Source organism: Asticcacaulis machinosus, assembly GCF_028550435.1.
In the GTDB taxonomy this organism is placed as follows: Bacteria; Pseudomonadota; Alphaproteobacteria; order Caulobacterales; family Caulobacteraceae; genus Asticcacaulis; species Asticcacaulis machinosus.
The window spans coordinates 820,953-837,667 of record NZ_JAQQKV010000001.1; the positions used below are offsets into that span (position 1 = coordinate 820,953).

The window sequence follows — 16,715 nt, forward strand, 5'->3', positions numbered from 1 at the left end:
GGAATACTGCGGACGACTGTTCGGAATATACCTTTAGTTATTGTAAACTGACACATTCCGCGCCACATCAGGGGTATGACCTATATCCCTGATCCGCGCCTGCTCCATAGCGGCCTTGACCTGTTTGATCCGGTCAGGGCTGCTGACTTTCCGCAAACAACCTTACGCTACCGCAATGATCGCGCGGCGATAACCGTTAGCCTTGATAGCTTAAGCGATGCGGACTGGATCAACCATTTCGGCCGGTTTACCCCCCTGCCCGACAATCAGCCCGAACCGCTGGCCCTGCGCTATCACGGCCATCAGTTTCGCCATTATAATCCTGACCTCGGCGACGGGCGCGGCTTTTTGTTTGCGCAACTCCGCGATGATCAGGGGCGGTTGCTCGACCTAGGCACCAAGGGCTCTGGCCGCACGCCGTGGTCGCGTGGTGGTGATGGGCGCCTGACGCTCAAAGGTGGGGTGCGCGAAGTTCTGGCCACCGCCTATCTGGAGGCGCTGGGCGTGCCGACGTCACGGTCGTTTTCGCTGATTGAGACCGGCGAAGCACTCCATCGCGGCGATGAACCCTCGCCCACGCGGTCTTCGGTGCTGGTGCGGCTGTCGCATAGCCATATCCGCTTCGGGACGTTTGAGCGGCTGACCTACCTCAACGATCTTGAAACCATGCGCGCCCTGATCGGGTTCGTGGCCAACACTTACTACCCCGATGCTGCCGGTCTTGAGGGCGAAGATCAGGTGGCGCGTGTGTTCGATCTGTGCGTTTCGGCCACGGCGAAACTGGTCTCCCGCTGGATGATGGCGGGCTTTGTTCACGGGGTGCTCAACACCGATAATATGAACATTACCGGCGAAAGTTTCGACTACGGCCCCTACCGATTTTTGCCGCATTATGATGCCTATTTCACCGCCGCCTATTTCGATGAGGCCGGGCTCTATGCCTATGGCCGGCAGGTCGATGCGGTGTTCTGGAACCTGACGCAACTGGCGCGCTGTCTGGCGCAAATCTGTGATGGGGCGCGGCTGATCGGGAGCCTAAATGACTTTGGCCCGCGTTACGAAGCCGCCGCCCGTGAGGCGGTGCTTAACCGGCTAAATCTCAAGCCTTTGACCGCTGATAAGGAACAGGCACTGGTTGAGGCGACGTTTAAACTTCAGGCCAGTCTGCATCCGCAATCAGGGTCATTTGAGGGTGTTTATTTTGACTGGTTCGGTGGGGTAATTAGTGAAAATCGCGCTATGTCCGGCCCGCGTAGTCAGTTTTATACCGGCGAAATTTTTGATAATTTTAAAGCCCTGCTGGGTAATTTTGAACCGAAAGATGCAGACCTTTTGAAACATCCGCTGTTTGCCGCGCCTGAGCCTGTCAGCCTGCTGATTGATGATATCGAAGCTCTGTGGGCCGCCATCGACCGCGACGACGACTGGTCAGGATTCCATGCCAAGCTGGACGAAATCGAAACCTACCGGCAGGCGTTGGGACTGGAAACAAATTAAGCCCCCCTCCGGCGCTGCGCGCCACCTCCCCCAAATGATACACCGAGTATAATCGTGAAGTTAGTGCGTTGGGGGAGTAAAAAATACTATTACTCCCCCAACACACTTTGTTTCAATTCTATGTATATGCTTCATTTGGGGGAGATGTCACGCAGTGACAGAGGGGGGCTGACACCAGCCCTTAACCGCTCAACGGCCATCAACCACACCCCATCAGCGACTTCATCCGGCCGCTCAAATATATCCTTGGCCGGTATGCGTAAGGTCTCAATGCCCTGGGTTTTCAGCCAGTTTATACGCGCCTCATCATGTTGCGCCTTAGCGGGCAGGTTATGAACCTCACCATCAACCTCAACGGCCAGCCGTGCCTTAATGCAATAAAAATCAAGAATATAGATGCCGATGGCATACTGCCTGCGAAAGGTCGGTCCGTCCGGTTGCCTAAGCTTTACCCTGTCCCACAGCATGAGTTCAGGCGGCGTAAGCGCTCTGCGCAAGCCACGGGCCAGTTCATATTTCGGTTTCACAAGCCCCCCTCCGGCGCTGCGCGCCACCTCCCCCAAGGGATACGTTAAGTATAGCCGACAAAGGTGTGTGTTGGGGGAGTAAAAAAATTATACTCCCCCAACACACAATCGTGAAGATTACACTCAACATGTCATTTGGGGGAGATGTCACGAAGTGACAGAGGGGGGCTGACACACCCGGATCACAACACCGAACAATTGGTCAGGCGGCTGAAGTGTTCCAGCGCCGACACCCCGACGACCGAGGTGCCATAGCGATCCAGTTCCGGCGACCACACCGCCACCGCTGCGCGGCCGGGGATAACCGCGACAATCCCGCCGCCGACCCCGCTTTTGGCGGGCAGGCCGACCCGGTAGGCAAATGACCCAACCGAGTCGTAAATCCCGCAGGTCAGCAGCAGCGCATTCAACCGCCGCGTCAGGCGCTCAGGGAAGATGCTTTCCTCCATCACCGGTGAATAACCCGCCGCCGCCAATGGAAGGGCGGCCCGTGCCAATTGCCGACAGGTGATAGAGACCGCGCATTGACGACAATAGGCCTCAATCACTGCCGACGGATCATGGGTGATCGTGCCCTGTGCCCGCATCAGATTGGCGATGGCGCGGTTCTTATAGGCCGTTTCCATTTCTGATCGCGCGACCGCATCATCAATGCTCAAAGGTTCCCCCGCCAGCACGCCCATGAAATCGCGCACCAGATTTGCCGGTTCCCTGACTACATCCAGCAGAATATCGGTAATCGCCAAAGCCCCCGCATTGATGAACGGATTGCGCGGAATACCGGCTTCCTGTTCAAGCTGCGACAGGTAGTTGAACGGCGTCCCCGACGGCTCCTTACCGACCCGCGTCCACACCTCATCCCCCAGCCGGTTGAGCGCCAGCCCCAGCGCAAACAGCTTGGTGATCGACTGGGCCGAAAACGGCTCATCGGCATCACCGACACCGTAGTGGTCACCTTCGACGGTCGCGACCGCCATGCCGAATTTCATGGGATCAACGGCCGCCAATTCGGGGATATAGTCCGCTGCCCGCCCCTTGCCGAAGTGGGGCTTAACCAGCACCGACACCTCATGCAGCACATCGTTTAACGAGGTCACTTCCTTCGGGGGCAGCGGTCGGCGCATGGGGGCTCGCTAAGAATCGGATCGCAGAACCAATACTACATTATTTGTCTGTGCCATGATCAGCCATTATATGCCCATGTTTGGTAAGGTAATCGCGCCAAGCCGCTACAACATTCTCTAGGCAGGTGGTCAGAAAACGTTTCGTATTGTCGTTGCACAGAATAACCACTTCATCTACGCCCCCATATTTATAACTCATAATCCCATACTCACTACTAGTTGCCAACACTTGGTCTCGACTAGACACAAGACGGTCAGTTCGTCTTAAAATTGAATGCTTTAAAGCATCCGCAGCATCAGCCAGTATAGATATGTCATTGACAGCCGCACCGCTTCGCAAACACCTACAATGATCATGTTCAATTTCTTGACGAAAAGCCTCGGCTTCACTTGGTTTTGCACCGCGTTCATTTATCCTGGTAAATACAATCTCTGCAAAATGGTGAACATGCCAAATCGCATTGGTTCCGATACGCAGTGCATCGAACCTTGCAAGGTTAATAAGGTCGCTATCTTTCGAAAGAACAGCATCAGTGAGACGCTGCTCAGCTTGGTCGTATTCCTCCAGTTGCTTCAGAATAACGAATTCAAAGTGGTCTGAAATACTGAAGTCCATAATCGGTTCCCTGCTGAATCGGTGGCCCAATTGATGATACCTCATAATTAAGGCCAACTGACCCGCATAAAAAAAACGGCTGAGGTTTAAGTACCTCAACCGCTTTTCCCAAGAAAAAATATCGGCAATACTATTTTGCTTCTGCGGTGTTTTCTTTCAGCCAGTCGGTCACGGTCTGGTGCCACAGCAGCGAATTTTGCGGCTTTAAGACCCAGTGGTTCTCATCGGGGAAGCGCAGGAATTTCGACTTAATACCTTGGCGCTGCAACGCTGTAAACGTGCTGATCCCCTGCTCCGGCATCACCCGGAAATCAAGATCGGAATGGATAACCAGCATCGGCACAGACCAGTCCTTGGCATGAAGCGCCGGATTGAACTTATCGTAATTGGCGGTGTGATTATAAACATCACCGCCGTTCTCATACTCCGTGAACCACAGCTCTTCGGTGCCATAGCCCATCGAGCGGGTGTCAAACAGGCCGTCATGATTGACCAGACACTTCCACGGCCCTTTCCACTGTGAGGCGATCCAGTTGACCATATAGCCGCCATAAGACGCCCCCAGCGCACAGGCGCGGTCTTTGTCGATGAACGGGTATTTCGCAAGTATGGCCGCATAACCTTTTTGCAGGTCTTCCAGCGGGCGGTCGCCCCAGTGTTCGGATACGGCATCGGTGAACGCCTGCCCATAGCCGGTCGAGGCGTGGAAATCGATCATCACCGCCACAAAACCCGCCCCGGCATAGGTCTGAGCGTTCCAGCGATACGACCAGGCATCCGAGAACGAACCCTGCGGTCCGCCGTGGATCAGGAAGGCCAGCGGATATTTTTTGTTCGGATCGAAATCGGCGGGTTTGACCATGTAGCCATAGACCGTGTCATCGTTCCAGCCTTTGAACGAAAACTGTTCATATTGACCACGCGGGCGAAGGTCGAGGCGGGCCTTGTTGAACTCGGTCACCGGCTTGGCGGTGGCATCAATCAGGGCCGAGCGGTCGCGCCCTTGCAGAAAAAGCTGCGCCGGAGCCGCCAATGAATCCTTAAGGAATACAGCGCCCTGCGGCGTGAAATCAAAGCCCGCGATATGACCGTCTTTGGTCAGCGGCGTCACCTTACCGGTCTCCACATCTATGCGGAACAGGCGGGTTTTGCCGACATCGGCGGCCACCGCATAAAGCGCCTTACCGTCCTTGGACCAGGTCAGGCTGTCGGGCGAGCGGTCCCAGTCGTGGGCCAGTGGCGTGACCTTACCCGTTGCGATATCTTTCAGGTAAATCCAATAGCGGTCGGCCTCGAACTTCGGGCGCTTCATGGCCTTATAGGCCAAAGTCTTGCCATCGGGCGAGACGCGCGGTTCGGCATCCCACGCCTCATTTTCCGGCGTCAGATTGTGGGGCGTGGTCGCACGCAGCAATTCCGGCTTTTGGGCGACATCCTGCGGGTACTGCATATCGACCTGCCAGACATCGAAATTGGTGCTCCACGGCTCAGTCTTGCCCGCCACACGGGCCGAGAAATAGACGGTGCGGCCATTGGGGGCGATCTCGTACTCGCCTTCGTCGCCAAAGGGCTTTGACGGCACATCGCCATCAAAGCCGTCGGTCAGCGGGGTGGCAAAGGTCGCCGCTCCGCCCCCATTCAGGCCAACATAAAACAGGTGGTTACGCTTAAAATCAAACCAGCTATCCCAGTGGCGCACGAACAGCTTATCATAGATCACGCCGCTCGATTTTTTCGCCTTTTGCGCCTCATCGGCCCTGAGCGTGCAGGCAATTTCCTCACCCGCGCAGCCCTCAGTGATGGCCATCGACACCACAAAGCCCTTGCCGTCGGGGCTGACCTTAAAGCTGTCGATGCCGATCGGTAATTTGGTGATTTGTGTGCGCTCAGTCCCCTTGGCGTCGGTCATGTAGATCTGGCCGCCGGACAGGTAAAAGATCGACTTGCCGTCGGCGCTCCAGGCGGGGCTTGAGGCGCCTTTATCGGAAATCGGCAACCGCCATTCCTTGAGCGCGGGATTGCTGAGATCCTTGATCCACAGCGAGGTCACACCCTTGTTTTTCTCAAGGTCGGTGGCCCGCACCGCCATGACCGCAAACCGTCCGGTGGGGTCGACTTTCAGAGAGCTAACGCGGTCAAGTTCGATCAGATCATTATAGGTAAAGGGTTTGGTCTCAGCTTGAGCAAGGCCCCCGGCCACAGCCATAAGCGAAACCGATGCCGCAAGCGCGGCCATCCTCAGCGATCTGATCATAATACAAAACCCGTCACGTTTGAAACGAGCCGTACTTAAGACCGTTTTGGGGTTGCGATCAAGGGCTTAGCCGCTGACCACCACCAAAGGTTCAGGCTTTTTTACCGGCTTTTTGCCTTTCAGATCATCGGTGAATTTGATGCGCCAGCTTACGACATCCTCGCTTATAATGCCGTGGATGAGGCTTTCATAACGCGCAACCCGTTGTTTCAGCGGCATGGACAGGGCCTCATGAATAGCCTCTGATACCGCTTCACGGTCGAACGGATTGACGATCAGCGCATCCCCCATTTGCGCAGCGGCGCCGGCAAACTCCGACAGCACCAGCACACCAGGATCGGCCGGGTTCTGGGCCGCGACATATTCCTTGGCCACCAAGTTCATACCGTCGCGCAAAGGCGTCACAAGACCTACATGGGCGGCGCGGTAAATCCCCGCCAGTTCATCGCGGCGATAGGCGCGGTTGACATAGCGCAGCGGCACCCAATCAATCGTTGAATGCTCGCCATTAATGTGTCCGGACAGGGTATCCAGCTTGCCGCGGATGTCCTGATAGGCCCCGACTTCACCGCGTGACGGCGTGGCGATTTGAAGCAGAAAGACATTGCGCTCATACTGCGGATAGTCGCGCAGGAACTGATCATAGGCTGTGAAGCGTTCTTCTAAACCCTTTGAATAATCGAGTCTTTCCACACCCACGATCATCTTTCGTCCACTTTGTGAATCGCGCATCAGATCCCAGTAATCCTTGGCGGTTTGTGAGCGGCTGGCCTCAACAAATTCCTTGGCATCAATCCCGATCGGATAGAACCCGACCTGAATCGTCTTGCCATAGGCGCGCAGACGGCCATCGCCTAAGTCTTCGCCGCCCGCCTGATTGATCACATATTCGGTGAAGGCATGTAGATTATCTTCGGTCTGAAAACCAACCAGATCGTAGTCGAACATCGTCTCAACCAGTTCGCCGTGCTTAGGCAGGGTCATTAGCACCCGCATGGCCGGCCACGGTATGTGGAGGAAAAACCCGATCCGGTTTTTCACCCCCTGCTCGCGCAATTTCGACGCCAGCGGGATCAGATGATAGTCCTGCACCCAGATCAGGTCATCTTCGACAATCAGCGGCGAAACGGTATCCGCAAAGCGTTGATTGACGCGGGTATAGCCTTCATCAAACGACCGCTCAAAGGCTACCAGATCGGGTCGGTAATGAAATAGCGGCCACAGGGTCTTATTGGCGTAACCGTTGTAATATTCGTGTACGTCCTGTTCTTCGAGGTGGGTCAGGGCGACCGTCACGCCGCCGATTTTCTGGATCGAAATCTGGCCGGAGCTTTCAGCCACCTCCCCGCTCCAGCCGAACCACATGCCGTTTTCTTCGCGCAGGGCCGCCGACAGAGCCATCGCCAGTCCGCCAACCGAAGCGTTACCGGCTTCGGCGGGCGGACTGACCCGATTTGAAATCACGATTAATCTACTCATCTTATGTCTTTCCAGGGCCGGCTCAGCAGAACCGCACAATTGATGATGCCGACCAGCGAATAGGTTTGCGGGAAGTTTCCCCACAGGGTGGCGTCATGAAACGAGGTGTCTTCGGACAACAGGCCCGACGGCGTGCGCTGCTTCAACATGCCCTCGAACAACTCACGCGCTTCATCGGTACGTCCGGCATAATGCAGGGCCTCAATCAGCCAGAAGGTGCAGAAATTAAACGCCGTTTCCGGCTCACCAAAATCGTCGGGCAAGGCATAACGCAGCATGTGCGGCCCGCGACGCAGCATCTTTTCGACCGCTTCCAGTGTCGACAAAAAACGCGGATCGTCCTTTGAGATGTAGCGCAGGTCGATCATCTGCAGCAGGCTGGCGTCCACCTCATCGACATCAAAGGCCGATGAATAGAGGTTAGCCTGCGCGCCTTCGGTGACAAAAAGCGCCCGTGAATCAATTGTTGATTTTATCGTCGCCGCCCGCGCTTTCCACACCTCCGCCCGATCGGTCAGGCCAAGTACCAGCGCCGCATTTTCCAGCCGATCGCAGGCCGCCCAGCACATGACCGCAGAGTATGTGTGCACCTTGGCAAAGGTGCGGAACTCCCACAAACCGGCATCAGGCTGATCGAAAACCTCAAACGCCTTGTCACCGATTTTTTCCAGTTGCTCAAAATCGGCCGCAGTCCCCGGCCTCAGCAGACGATGATCGAAAAATGCCTGCACTGACGACAGGATAATCTGGCCGTAGACATCATGCTGATGCTGGACATAGGCCAGATTGCCAACCCGCACCGGGCCCATGCCGCGATAACCTTTGAGGTGCTCGGCAATGGACTCAGTCAATATTGATTCATAGCCAATACCGTAGACCGGCTGCATCTTGCCGGAGGCAGCCCGGTCAACAATATTGCGCAGATATTTCAGATAGTTCTCTAAGGTTTGCATCGCCCCCAGCCGCGTCAGGGCCTCAACGACATAATAGGCGTCCCTGATCCAGCAATAGCGATAATCCCAGTTACGCTGCGACCCCGGCGCTTCGGGGATCGAAGTGGTCATGGCGGCAATAATCGCACCGGTTTCTTCATAGACGCACAGTTTCAGGCCAATGGCGGCGCGGATCACCGCTTCCTGATACTCCATCGGCAGGGCCAGACCCCGCACCCATTCGCGCCAGTGCAGGTCGGTTTTTTCCAGCATGTCGCGCACGCCGGTGCGGATATCGACCGAAAAGCTCTCATCCGGGCCTAAGAAAAACGACAGCTCTTCTTCAAGGCGAAATTCGCGCTCCTCCAGCACATGGCTGACCGCGCAATTGGTCGATAGCCGCAGAATGGCCTCAGAGGCATAGTAGCGGATATGGTTGGAGCCGGACGTGGTCTGGGCTTCGCTTTCGCCATAATTGCAGGCCGGCCGCAACCGGATGCGAATACGCGCTGAGCCCTTGACGGGCCGCACGATCCGGCAGAACGACACAGGGCTATAGAGCCGGTCATTGCGTTTAAAGCGCGGGCAAAAATCAATGATTTCAACCTCGGCGCCGTTTGTATCGGTCAACCAGGTATGCAAAACAGCGCTATTGCGGCCATAGGCCTGCCGCACATGGGCCAGATCGAGCACATCAATGGCCCACAGCCCCAGCGCCTGCGGATCATTCGTGCTCACACCGGATACCAGATTGCAGAAGGCCGGATCGGAATCAAAGCGCGGGACACATCCCCACACCCACGTCCCATTAGAATCAATCAGGGCCGAGACCATGCAGTTACCGATGGGAGACAGGTTCAGGCTGTGCGTCTGCCAGTGCTGCGCCAGAACCGGCTGGACGCTATCACCGACAACAGGCGCGGTCATGTCAGGCATAACAGGCTCTCCTCCAGCCAGGCCGTCACCGCAGGCACATCTTTCAGACCATAATGGGCCACAGATGCTCCCGCCCCCACCCGCACGCCAAAGCCGCCCAGACTGTTGACCGCCTCAAAGCCGACCTCATCGGTCAGGTCGTCGCCAACAAACACCGGCACATGGCCGATAAACGGCGCTTCGCACATGAAGGCGCGAATGGCATCGCCCTTGTTCGGGCCGGGCGTGCGCAATTCGATTACCTCATGACCCGGTTGCAATCTGAGACCATGAGTCTCGGCCATGCGGGTGGCCAGTCCGATGATATTGGTCTTGTGGTCGGGTTCATGACGGTAATGGACAGCGACGCTGACGCCCTTATCTTCAACAATCAGCCCTTCCAGCACACGGTTGAGCGCGCGAAATTCGGCCACAACGCTATCCAGCGCCGCATGGGCCTGAGTATTTTCGCACAGCCCCGACGCTGTGCGCCGCTCCAAGCCGTGGGCACCTGCCACGGAGGCCACAGCCCCTTCGGTAATGCGATCGACGGCGCTGACGGAACGGCCGGATATGACCGCCAGACGGCCGCCCAGCTTATCATTCAGGGCTTTCAGCAAACCATTGCGGGCGGCTTCCGGTTCAACGTCATCCGGACGCGGCATGATCGGCGCAATCGTACCGTCCAGATCAAGGAACAGGGCGACCTTGAACAGATCCAAAGGCTCAGGTTTAGGCTTCATCTCATCCTCTTTGACCGCCCATTAAGGCCGCCCTGAATTCATGTGGATTTTAAATGCAGCGCACAGGTTAACTATCTGACGCGCTTACAGGTAAGAAAACAATATGGATTATGCCTATGATTTTGCTTGTATTTTTACACAATCACATAACAATTCCGTTACCCCGCAGCGCGGGAGGCCGTTCAACCTTTAAGTTTATGTGATTTTTATTTGCCTCATAGCCGTCATGCCAATACCCTGAGATCACACGTGAAGCCCTTGATTCATTTAAGCCTTATTTTCAGGAAGCCCTCTTGCCCAAAACCGTCAGCGCCAGCGCGATTGCCTTGGCTGCCGCCCTCATGGTTTGGGCACCGCTGACCTATGGCCAAAGTGCGCCGCCGGTCGAAATTGCGCCCGCAGATGCCCCGATTATCACGGATCAGGATTTCGAATCCGCCCTGCCTACGCTGGACGCCCCCGCCGATATGACCGAAGACCCGGTGCCGGATCTGCCGCCTGCCGAAACCCCAGATGCCGAAACCGATATCGCGCTTGAGACCCTGCCCGAAATCCCGCCCGCCACCGATGAAGCCCTGACCGAGCCCCTGCCGTCGCTGGCCGACTTTGATAAGGTTCCCGCACCGTCTGCGGTTGCGGCCACTGATGAGCAAACGCCGGAAATCGCCTATGACACCACGTTGAATGGCCTGAAAGACCTGAACTTAGAGAAAACCTTCTGGGACCTGAGCGCCCTTAAGGAAGGCAAGGGCAAGGCTGCCAATGCCGTCATGGTGCGTGCGCGCCTCAAGCAGGATGAGATACTGGCGTTGCGGCTGCTAAAGGCCGAGGGCTACTATGACGCCACCGTCGTCACCTCAATGGAAAATGAGCCGAATCAGCCCGGTCGGGTGCGGGCGACCTTAACGGTTGCCCCCGGCACACCCTACCGGCTTGATGAGATTGTGATAACCGCCGGCCCCACCACACCGCCCAACCTGATCCGCGATGCCCTGCCGTTGAAAACCGGCGATGCCCTAATCGCTGACCGAGTGGTGGCGGCTGAGGCCAGCGTCAGTCTTAAATTGCCGGAAAACGGTTATCCGTTTGCCGAAGTCGGACCCCGCGATATTCTGCTCGATAACACGACCTACACTGCCGACTACACCCTGCCGGTTGAGACGGGCCCGCGCGCCCGTATCCGCAATTTCACCACCGAAGGCCAGCAGGCCTTTGGCGTCGATCATATCGAAATCATAGCCCGTTTCCATGAAAATGACCTTTACGATAACCGTATGGTCGATGATCTGCGTCAGGCGCTGGTGGCGACTAATCTGTTCCGCTCGGTTTCGGTTGAGCCGGTGCGAACCAATGCCCCCGCCCCAGATGGCACGGAATATGTCGATATACTTGTGCGACAACAAACCGGACGCGTGCGAAAACTGGCCGCCGATGTCGGCTTTTCGACCGGTCAGGGTGTCCTTCTGAAAGGAAGCTGGATCAATCGCAACTGGCGTCCTCCCGAAGGAGCGCTGATTGTGGAGACCACACTCGGCAGTAATGAACAGACGCTGGGGGTAAGCCTGCGCCATTCCAATTACCGTAAGCGTGACCTGACCCGGCTGATTTCGACCGAACTGGCCCGTTCCGACTACGATACCTATGAGGCGCAAGGACTCAAACTGGGCTACAGCCTGTCGAGGTCATCCACCCCCATCTGGCAAAAACGCTGGACCTGGTCAGCCGGGATTGAGTTCAGTGCTATCCGCCTGAATTCCAAGCTGGATCGCATGCTGGGCGATAGCTGGATCAACTACTATACCGCCGACATGCCGCTTAAGCTGGCGCGCGATGTGACTGACGATCTTCTCAATCCAACCAAAGACTTCCGCGCATCTGTTGAAACTACGCCGCAGGTATCACTGTCAGGTTTATTCAGTAACAACATTAAGAACCAGTTCGATGTCTCGACCTATCGGCAGGTCAATGACCAGACGATTCTGGCGGCCCGTTTCCGCACCGGCACCATATTAGGCAGCGATTTTATCGATGTCCCCCTGACCACGCGGTTTTACGCCGGCGGCGGCGGCAGTGTGCGCGGCTTTGGTTATCAGGAGTTGGGTCCGCGCGATGCTGCCAACACGCCAACCGGCGGCCTGAGCCTGATTGAGATGGCGTTTGAGGCGCGCTATCGCTTTAAAAATATCTTAGATGGCAATCTGGGGGTCGTGCCATTTATCGATGCCGGTCAGGTCTATCAGGATAAGACGCCGGACTTTAACGATATACGCTTTGGCATCGGCATCGGGGCGCGTTATTACACCAATTTCGGGCCGATCCGCATCGATGTCGCCACCCCTATCAGCCGCCGCGACGGCGAGTCGCCGGTATCGCTTTATGTCGGGATCGGGCAGGCCTTCTGATGACCGATACACCCGAAACCAAACCCGAACCGAAGTCCAAGCCTAAGCGCGGCGCCACCATCGCGAAAATCGCGGGCCTGACCGTCGCGTTTATCGCGGCTCTGCTTATGCTTGTGGTGTGGGGGCTTGATAGCGGTGTGGGCAAGGGTTTTCTGATCGACCGGGTCAACACACTGAAATTCGATAATGGCCTGAAAATCAGTATCGGGCGTATTGACGGCTCGCTTTATAAACGGGCCACGGTTCACGACATCAAAATCTCCGACCGCAAAGGTGTGTTCGCCCAAAGCCCGCAGATCACCCTCGATTGGCGGCCCTTTGCCTACCTCAACAAGCATGTCGATGTCCGCGAATTGTCATCGCCCCAGATTGACGTTTTACGCCGTCCTGAGTTCACACCGACGCCCAAGAAACCCAGCGAACCGTTTAAGTTACCTGACCTGAAGGTTGATATCGCCAAGATGTCAGTAAAGCGCATCAACCTGTCTCAGGGTGTAGCCGGTGATGCCCAAATCCTTACTTTGTCGGGTGATGCCCATCTTAAAAAAGGCCAGATCCTGATCAATACAGCCGCCAGCTCGACCCGCGCAGACCGTCTGGCGCTTAAGGTTGATGCCACGCCCAAACAGAACCGGCTGATCATCGACGGCCTGCTGATCGCACCAAAGGACGGGGCGGTTGTGGCGCTCATTGGGCTCAAAGATGCCCTGACGGTGACCGCGAATGGGCGTGGTAACTGGGAAGTCTGGGACGGCCGTATCGATGGTCATCTGGGTGATAACGATCTGGCCGATGTCGCCCTGACCGGTCGTAATGGCACCTTTACGGCTAAGGGTAATGTGCGGCCTGACCTGCTGCTGAGTGGGGTGACGCAGGCGTTAGTGACACCCGCTGTCAATATTGATCTGACCACCACCTTCAAGGATCGCGTAGCCGATGGGCAACTGGCCCTGAAATCCGACGCGCTTGATATCGAGGCTGACGGCATAATCGACCTGAAAAACGCCCGTTTCGGTAAGCTCAATATCGATGCTGAACTGACCAAGGCGGCGGTCATCGATAAAAACCTGTCGGGCAAAAACGTCCACCTCAAGGCCCTGATTGACGGTGATTTCAAACGTCCGCTGATTGACTACGACCTGTCCGCCGATTGGGTGAAGTTCAACAAAATTACCGTCGAAGCCGCCCGCATCGAAGGCCGGTCGCGCATTGATGGCGACCGTATTCTCATTCCGGTTAAGGGCGGCGCCAAGCGGGTGTGGGGCGTCAATGCCGCTGCCGATGGCCTGCTGACCAATGTCCGGTTGGACGGGGATCTAGCCTACAGCGACAACCGTATCTTAAGCGATAATATGAAAATCAGCTCGGATAAACTGAACGGCACAGCCTTGCTGGTGGCGGATTTTGGCACCGGTATCTATCAGGGCGCGCTCAAGGGGCGGGTTAATGACTATCGGATCGAAGGCTTAGGGATTGTCAGTGTCGTCACCGATGCCGAACTGGTGCAACGGCCTGTTGTGAATGGTCAGGGCGGCGGATTTGGCATCAAGGGCACGTTTTCGGCTCAGTCGAAGCGCCTGTTCAATAGCGGTTTGCAGAGTTTTCTGGGCGGCAATGCCAAAATATCGGGTGCATTTTCGACCGCCACCAATGGCGATATTATTCTCAATAATTTCAAAGGTACGTCGCCATCTTTTAATATGACCGCTCAGGGACGATACGCTCTGAAAAATGGTGACTTGACCCTCAAGGCTCAGGCCACATCGAAACAATATGGCCCCCTCACCGCCAATGTGACAGGTACTGCCAGCAACCCGAAAGTCGTGCTGACCGCCGCCAGTCCCGGCCTTGGGCTGGAACTACGTGAGGTCGTGGCGACCCTGACCACCTCCAAAGCCGGTTATAATGTCAAGGCCGAAGGGGCCTCCGCCTATGGCCCACTGCTGGCTGACGTCAATATTCGGACGGGTGACGGGCCGCTGACGCTGGACGTCCATCAGGCGCGGGTGGCGGGTATCGACGCGCAAGGCGTCATTCAACAAACCGCAGGCGGCAAGCTCGCCGGCGATCTGAACCTGAGCGGTTCCGGCATCACCGGTGTCGCCTCCCTGATGGAAATCAATGATGTACAGGGCGCCAAAATCAACGCCCGCGCCCAGGGTGCCACCCTGCCCGGCGATTATAATATTCAGGTCGGACGCGCCCTGATTGACGCAACCATTGCCCTTTATGAAAAGCCAGAAATCGTTGCCGATGTTCAGGCGCAGAACCTTAATTACAACGTCACTTTTGTCGAAAAAGGCCGCGTCAAGATCAACTATCGCAATGATCGCGGCACGGCGCAGGCGGTACTGAACGGCTCATCGGGTGTGCCGTTCACTCTGGCCGTTAATGCCAGCCTGTCGCCAGAACTTTACCGCGTCGCCGCGAACGGCGTCGTCAACGGTATCAATGTTAAAACCGAGGCTCCGGCCCGGATCGTGAAACGCGGCGCGGGTTATCAACTCCTGCCGTCCACGATTGTGACCAATCAGGGCAAGGTGCAACTGGCCGGACAGTTTGGCGACGGCATCAAGGCGCAGGCCCGTTTTGATGATTTCGATCTGGCCATCATCAATGCGGTGGCACCTGACGCAGGCATTGGCGGCACGGCCACCGGCAGTGTCGATTACAGCCAGAACGGCGATGACATCCCTGATGTGCGCGCGCGCCTGACGGTTGATGACTTTACCCGTTCCTCGATTGCGGCTGTATCCGCCCCCGTCGATATCAATATTGATGGCACCCTCAATCCTGAGCGCGGCGACCTGCGGGCTGTGTTCCGTCAGAACGGGGCTAATTTGCTGGGCGGCGTCATTGGCCGGATGCAGGTGCAGCTTGATCCACAAGGCGGCGGTGCCAACTGGGTTGAGCGTCTGCGTCAGGGCGGCATCACCGGCGGCATCCGCTATAACGGTCCGGCCAGTGTGCTGTTTTCGCTGGCAGCTCAGGGCGATCAGAGCATGACCGGCAATATTGCCGTGGCCGCCGATATCTCAGGTCAGGTGCGTGATCCACGCCTGAGCGGCGTCGTACGCGGCAATGGTCTGGCCTACGAACATTCCGGTTTTGGCACGCGCATCACCCGCATCACGCTGGATGGGGAATTCAGCAATGATCGTCTCGAAATCCGTAAATTCGATGGCCGCGCCGGCGAAGGAACAGTGGCGGCCACCGGCTGGGTCTCGCTGGCGGCCGATAACGCCTTCCCGCTGCAACTGAACGCCAAACTGAACAATGCCCGTCTGGCAGCCTCGGATCAGATATCATCGACCGTTTCGGGGACACTCGATATCACCAATGGCGATGACGGCGCGCTGATCAAGGGCAACCTCACCCTCCCCCAGACCCGCTATCAGATTGTCACTCAAGGCGCAGCCGAGATCATTGAACTGGAAGGCGTGCGCCGTCCGGTCATTGCGACTTCGGGCCCGCCCCCCCGCCCCAAAGCCCCCCCGAAGGACTGGCGTCTGGATGTGCGGGTACGCGCCGACAACCAGATTTTTGTGTCAGGCTTAGGCTTGGAGTCGGAATGGCGTGCCAATATCAATGTCGGCGGCACCACCCGCGCCCCGCGGGTACTGGGCAACCTTAACGCCATTCGCGGCACCTATAATTTCGCCGGCCGTGAGTTCAGGCTTGATACCGGCGTGATCAGTTTTGAGGGCGGACAACTGACCAATCCGGAAATCGAGATCGCCGCCTCGACCGTCGTGGACGACATTACCGGCACCATCAATGTCACCGGCACGGCCCAGCGTCCATCGATTGCCTTCTCAAGCAGCCCCACCTTGCCGCAGGATGAAGTCCTGTCGCGCATCCTGTTCGGTGAAAGCGTGACCAACCTGTCGGCCACTCAGGCCCTGCAACTGGCCGCGTCGCTCAATCAACTTAGCTCAGGGGGCAATGGCATCAATCCGCTGGGGACACTCCGGGCCGCGACCGGTATCGACCGTCTGCGCGTACTGGGTGAAGATGACGCGACCGGGCGTGGCACCGCCGTAGCCGCCGGCAAATACCTGACCAACAATGTCTATGTCGAAATCGTCACCGACACCAAGGGTTTCATGGCCACCCAGCTTGAAATTGCCCTGTCGCGATCCTTGAGTATCCTGTCGCAGACCGGGACCGCCAGCGGCACCGCGGTGAACCTAAGGTATTCGCGCGATTACTGATTGCCAAAACAC

Annotated in this window: 10 protein-coding genes; 3 read left to right on the forward strand and 7 right to left on the reverse strand. The window is 56.9% G+C overall.

Features of this window, described 5'->3' with window-relative positions; translation table 11 throughout:
* The first annotated feature begins 75 nt into the window (after positions 1-75).
* Positions 76-1,497 carry a protein adenylyltransferase SelO family protein gene (locus PQU98_RS03880; protein WP_272743566.1) on the forward strand — a complete coding sequence of 474 codons (1,422 nt, stop codon included), beginning with the start codon at positions 76-78 and terminating at the stop codon, positions 1,495-1,497.
* Positions 1,498-1,628: 131 nt separating this feature from the next.
* Here PQU98_RS03880 and PQU98_RS03885 read toward each other — a convergent pair whose 3' ends face one another.
* The 7 genes from PQU98_RS03885 to otsB all read right to left on the reverse strand — a co-directional run bounded on the left by PQU98_RS03885 (position 1,629) and on the right by otsB (position 10,087).
* Positions 1,629-2,024 carry an endonuclease domain-containing protein gene (locus tag PQU98_RS03885; protein ID WP_272743567.1) on the reverse strand — a complete coding sequence of 132 codons (396 nt, stop codon included), beginning with the start codon at positions 2,022-2,024 and terminating at the stop codon, positions 1,629-1,631.
* 182 nt (positions 2,025-2,206) lie between these two features.
* Positions 2,207-3,148 carry a glutaminase gene (locus tag PQU98_RS03890; protein WP_272743568.1) on the reverse strand — a complete coding sequence of 314 codons (942 nt, stop codon included), beginning with the start codon at positions 3,146-3,148 and terminating at the stop codon, positions 2,207-2,209.
* A 40-nt stretch (positions 3,149-3,188) separates the two neighbouring features.
* Positions 3,189-3,764 (reverse strand): hypothetical protein, encoded by a 576-nt coding sequence (locus PQU98_RS03895; protein ID WP_272743569.1) that lies wholly within the window; start codon positions 3,762-3,764, stop codon positions 3,189-3,191.
* 130 nt (positions 3,765-3,894) lie between these two features.
* On the reverse strand, positions 3,895-6,018 hold the full coding sequence (locus PQU98_RS03900) for a S9 family peptidase (protein ID WP_272743570.1): 2,124 nt from the start codon (positions 6,016-6,018) through the stop codon (positions 3,895-3,897).
* Between the two features lie 66 nt (positions 6,019-6,084).
* Complete coding sequence (locus tag PQU98_RS03905) at positions 6,085-7,497, reverse strand: alpha,alpha-trehalose-phosphate synthase (UDP-forming) (RefSeq protein WP_272743571.1); 1,413 nt, start codon at positions 7,495-7,497, stop codon at positions 6,085-6,087.
* The gene (locus PQU98_RS03910) at positions 7,494-9,263 is read right to left on the reverse strand and encodes a glycoside hydrolase family 15 protein (protein WP_438263866.1); all 1,770 of its coding nucleotides are present in this window, start codon (positions 9,261-9,263) and stop codon (positions 7,494-7,496) included. Before PQU98_RS03910 ends, PQU98_RS03905 begins: the two co-directional genes overlap by 4 nt.
* 89 nt (positions 9,264-9,352) lie before the next feature.
* A complete protein-coding gene (otsB, locus tag PQU98_RS03915; protein WP_272743572.1) occupies positions 9,353-10,087 on the reverse strand; it encodes a trehalose-phosphatase in 735 nt (244 codons plus the stop codon).
* Positions 10,088-10,380: 293 nt separating this feature from the next.
* Here otsB and PQU98_RS03920 point away from each other — a divergent pair, with 293 nt between their 5' ends.
* Both PQU98_RS03920 and PQU98_RS03925 read left to right on the forward strand, forming a co-directional pair.
* Entirely contained in the window at positions 10,381-12,489 is a 2,109-nt protein-coding gene (locus PQU98_RS03920) for an autotransporter assembly complex protein TamA (protein ID WP_272743573.1), read from the forward strand.
* The gene (locus PQU98_RS03925; RefSeq protein WP_272743574.1) at positions 12,489-16,703 is read left to right on the forward strand and encodes a translocation/assembly module TamB domain-containing protein; all 4,215 of its coding nucleotides are present in this window, start codon (positions 12,489-12,491) and stop codon (positions 16,701-16,703) included. Before PQU98_RS03920 ends, PQU98_RS03925 begins: the two co-directional genes overlap by 1 nt.
* The last annotated feature ends 12 nt before the right edge of the window (positions 16,704-16,715 follow it).

What these genes read in the sequence shown, in the direction of transcription:
- PQU98_RS03880 (WP_272743566.1), top strand. Translation starts at nt 76, where the DNA reads ATGACCTATATCCCTGATCCGCGCCTGCTCCATAGCGGCCTTGACCTG.
- PQU98_RS03890 (WP_272743568.1), bottom strand. Translation starts at nt 3,148, where the DNA reads ATGCGCCGACCGCTGCCCCCGAAGGAAGTGACCTCGTTAAACGATGTG.
- PQU98_RS03895 (WP_272743569.1), bottom strand. Translation starts at nt 3,764, where the DNA reads ATGGACTTCAGTATTTCAGACCACTTTGAATTCGTTATTCTGAAGCAA.
- PQU98_RS03900 (WP_272743570.1), bottom strand. Translation starts at nt 6,018, where the DNA reads ATGATCAGATCGCTGAGGATGGCCGCGCTTGCGGCATCGGTTTCGCTT.
- PQU98_RS03905 (WP_272743571.1), bottom strand. Translation starts at nt 7,497, where the DNA reads ATGAGTAGATTAATCGTGATTTCAAATCGGGTCAGTCCGCCCGCCGAA.
- PQU98_RS03910 (WP_438263866.1), bottom strand. Translation starts at nt 9,263, where the DNA reads ATGGTCTCGGCCCTGATTGATTCTAATGGGACGTGGGTGTGGGGATGT.
- otsB (WP_272743572.1), bottom strand. Translation starts at nt 10,087, where the DNA reads ATGAAGCCTAAACCTGAGCCTTTGGATCTGTTCAAGGTCGCCCTGTTC.
- PQU98_RS03925 (WP_272743574.1), top strand. Translation starts at nt 12,489, where the DNA reads ATGACCGATACACCCGAAACCAAACCCGAACCGAAGTCCAAGCCTAAG.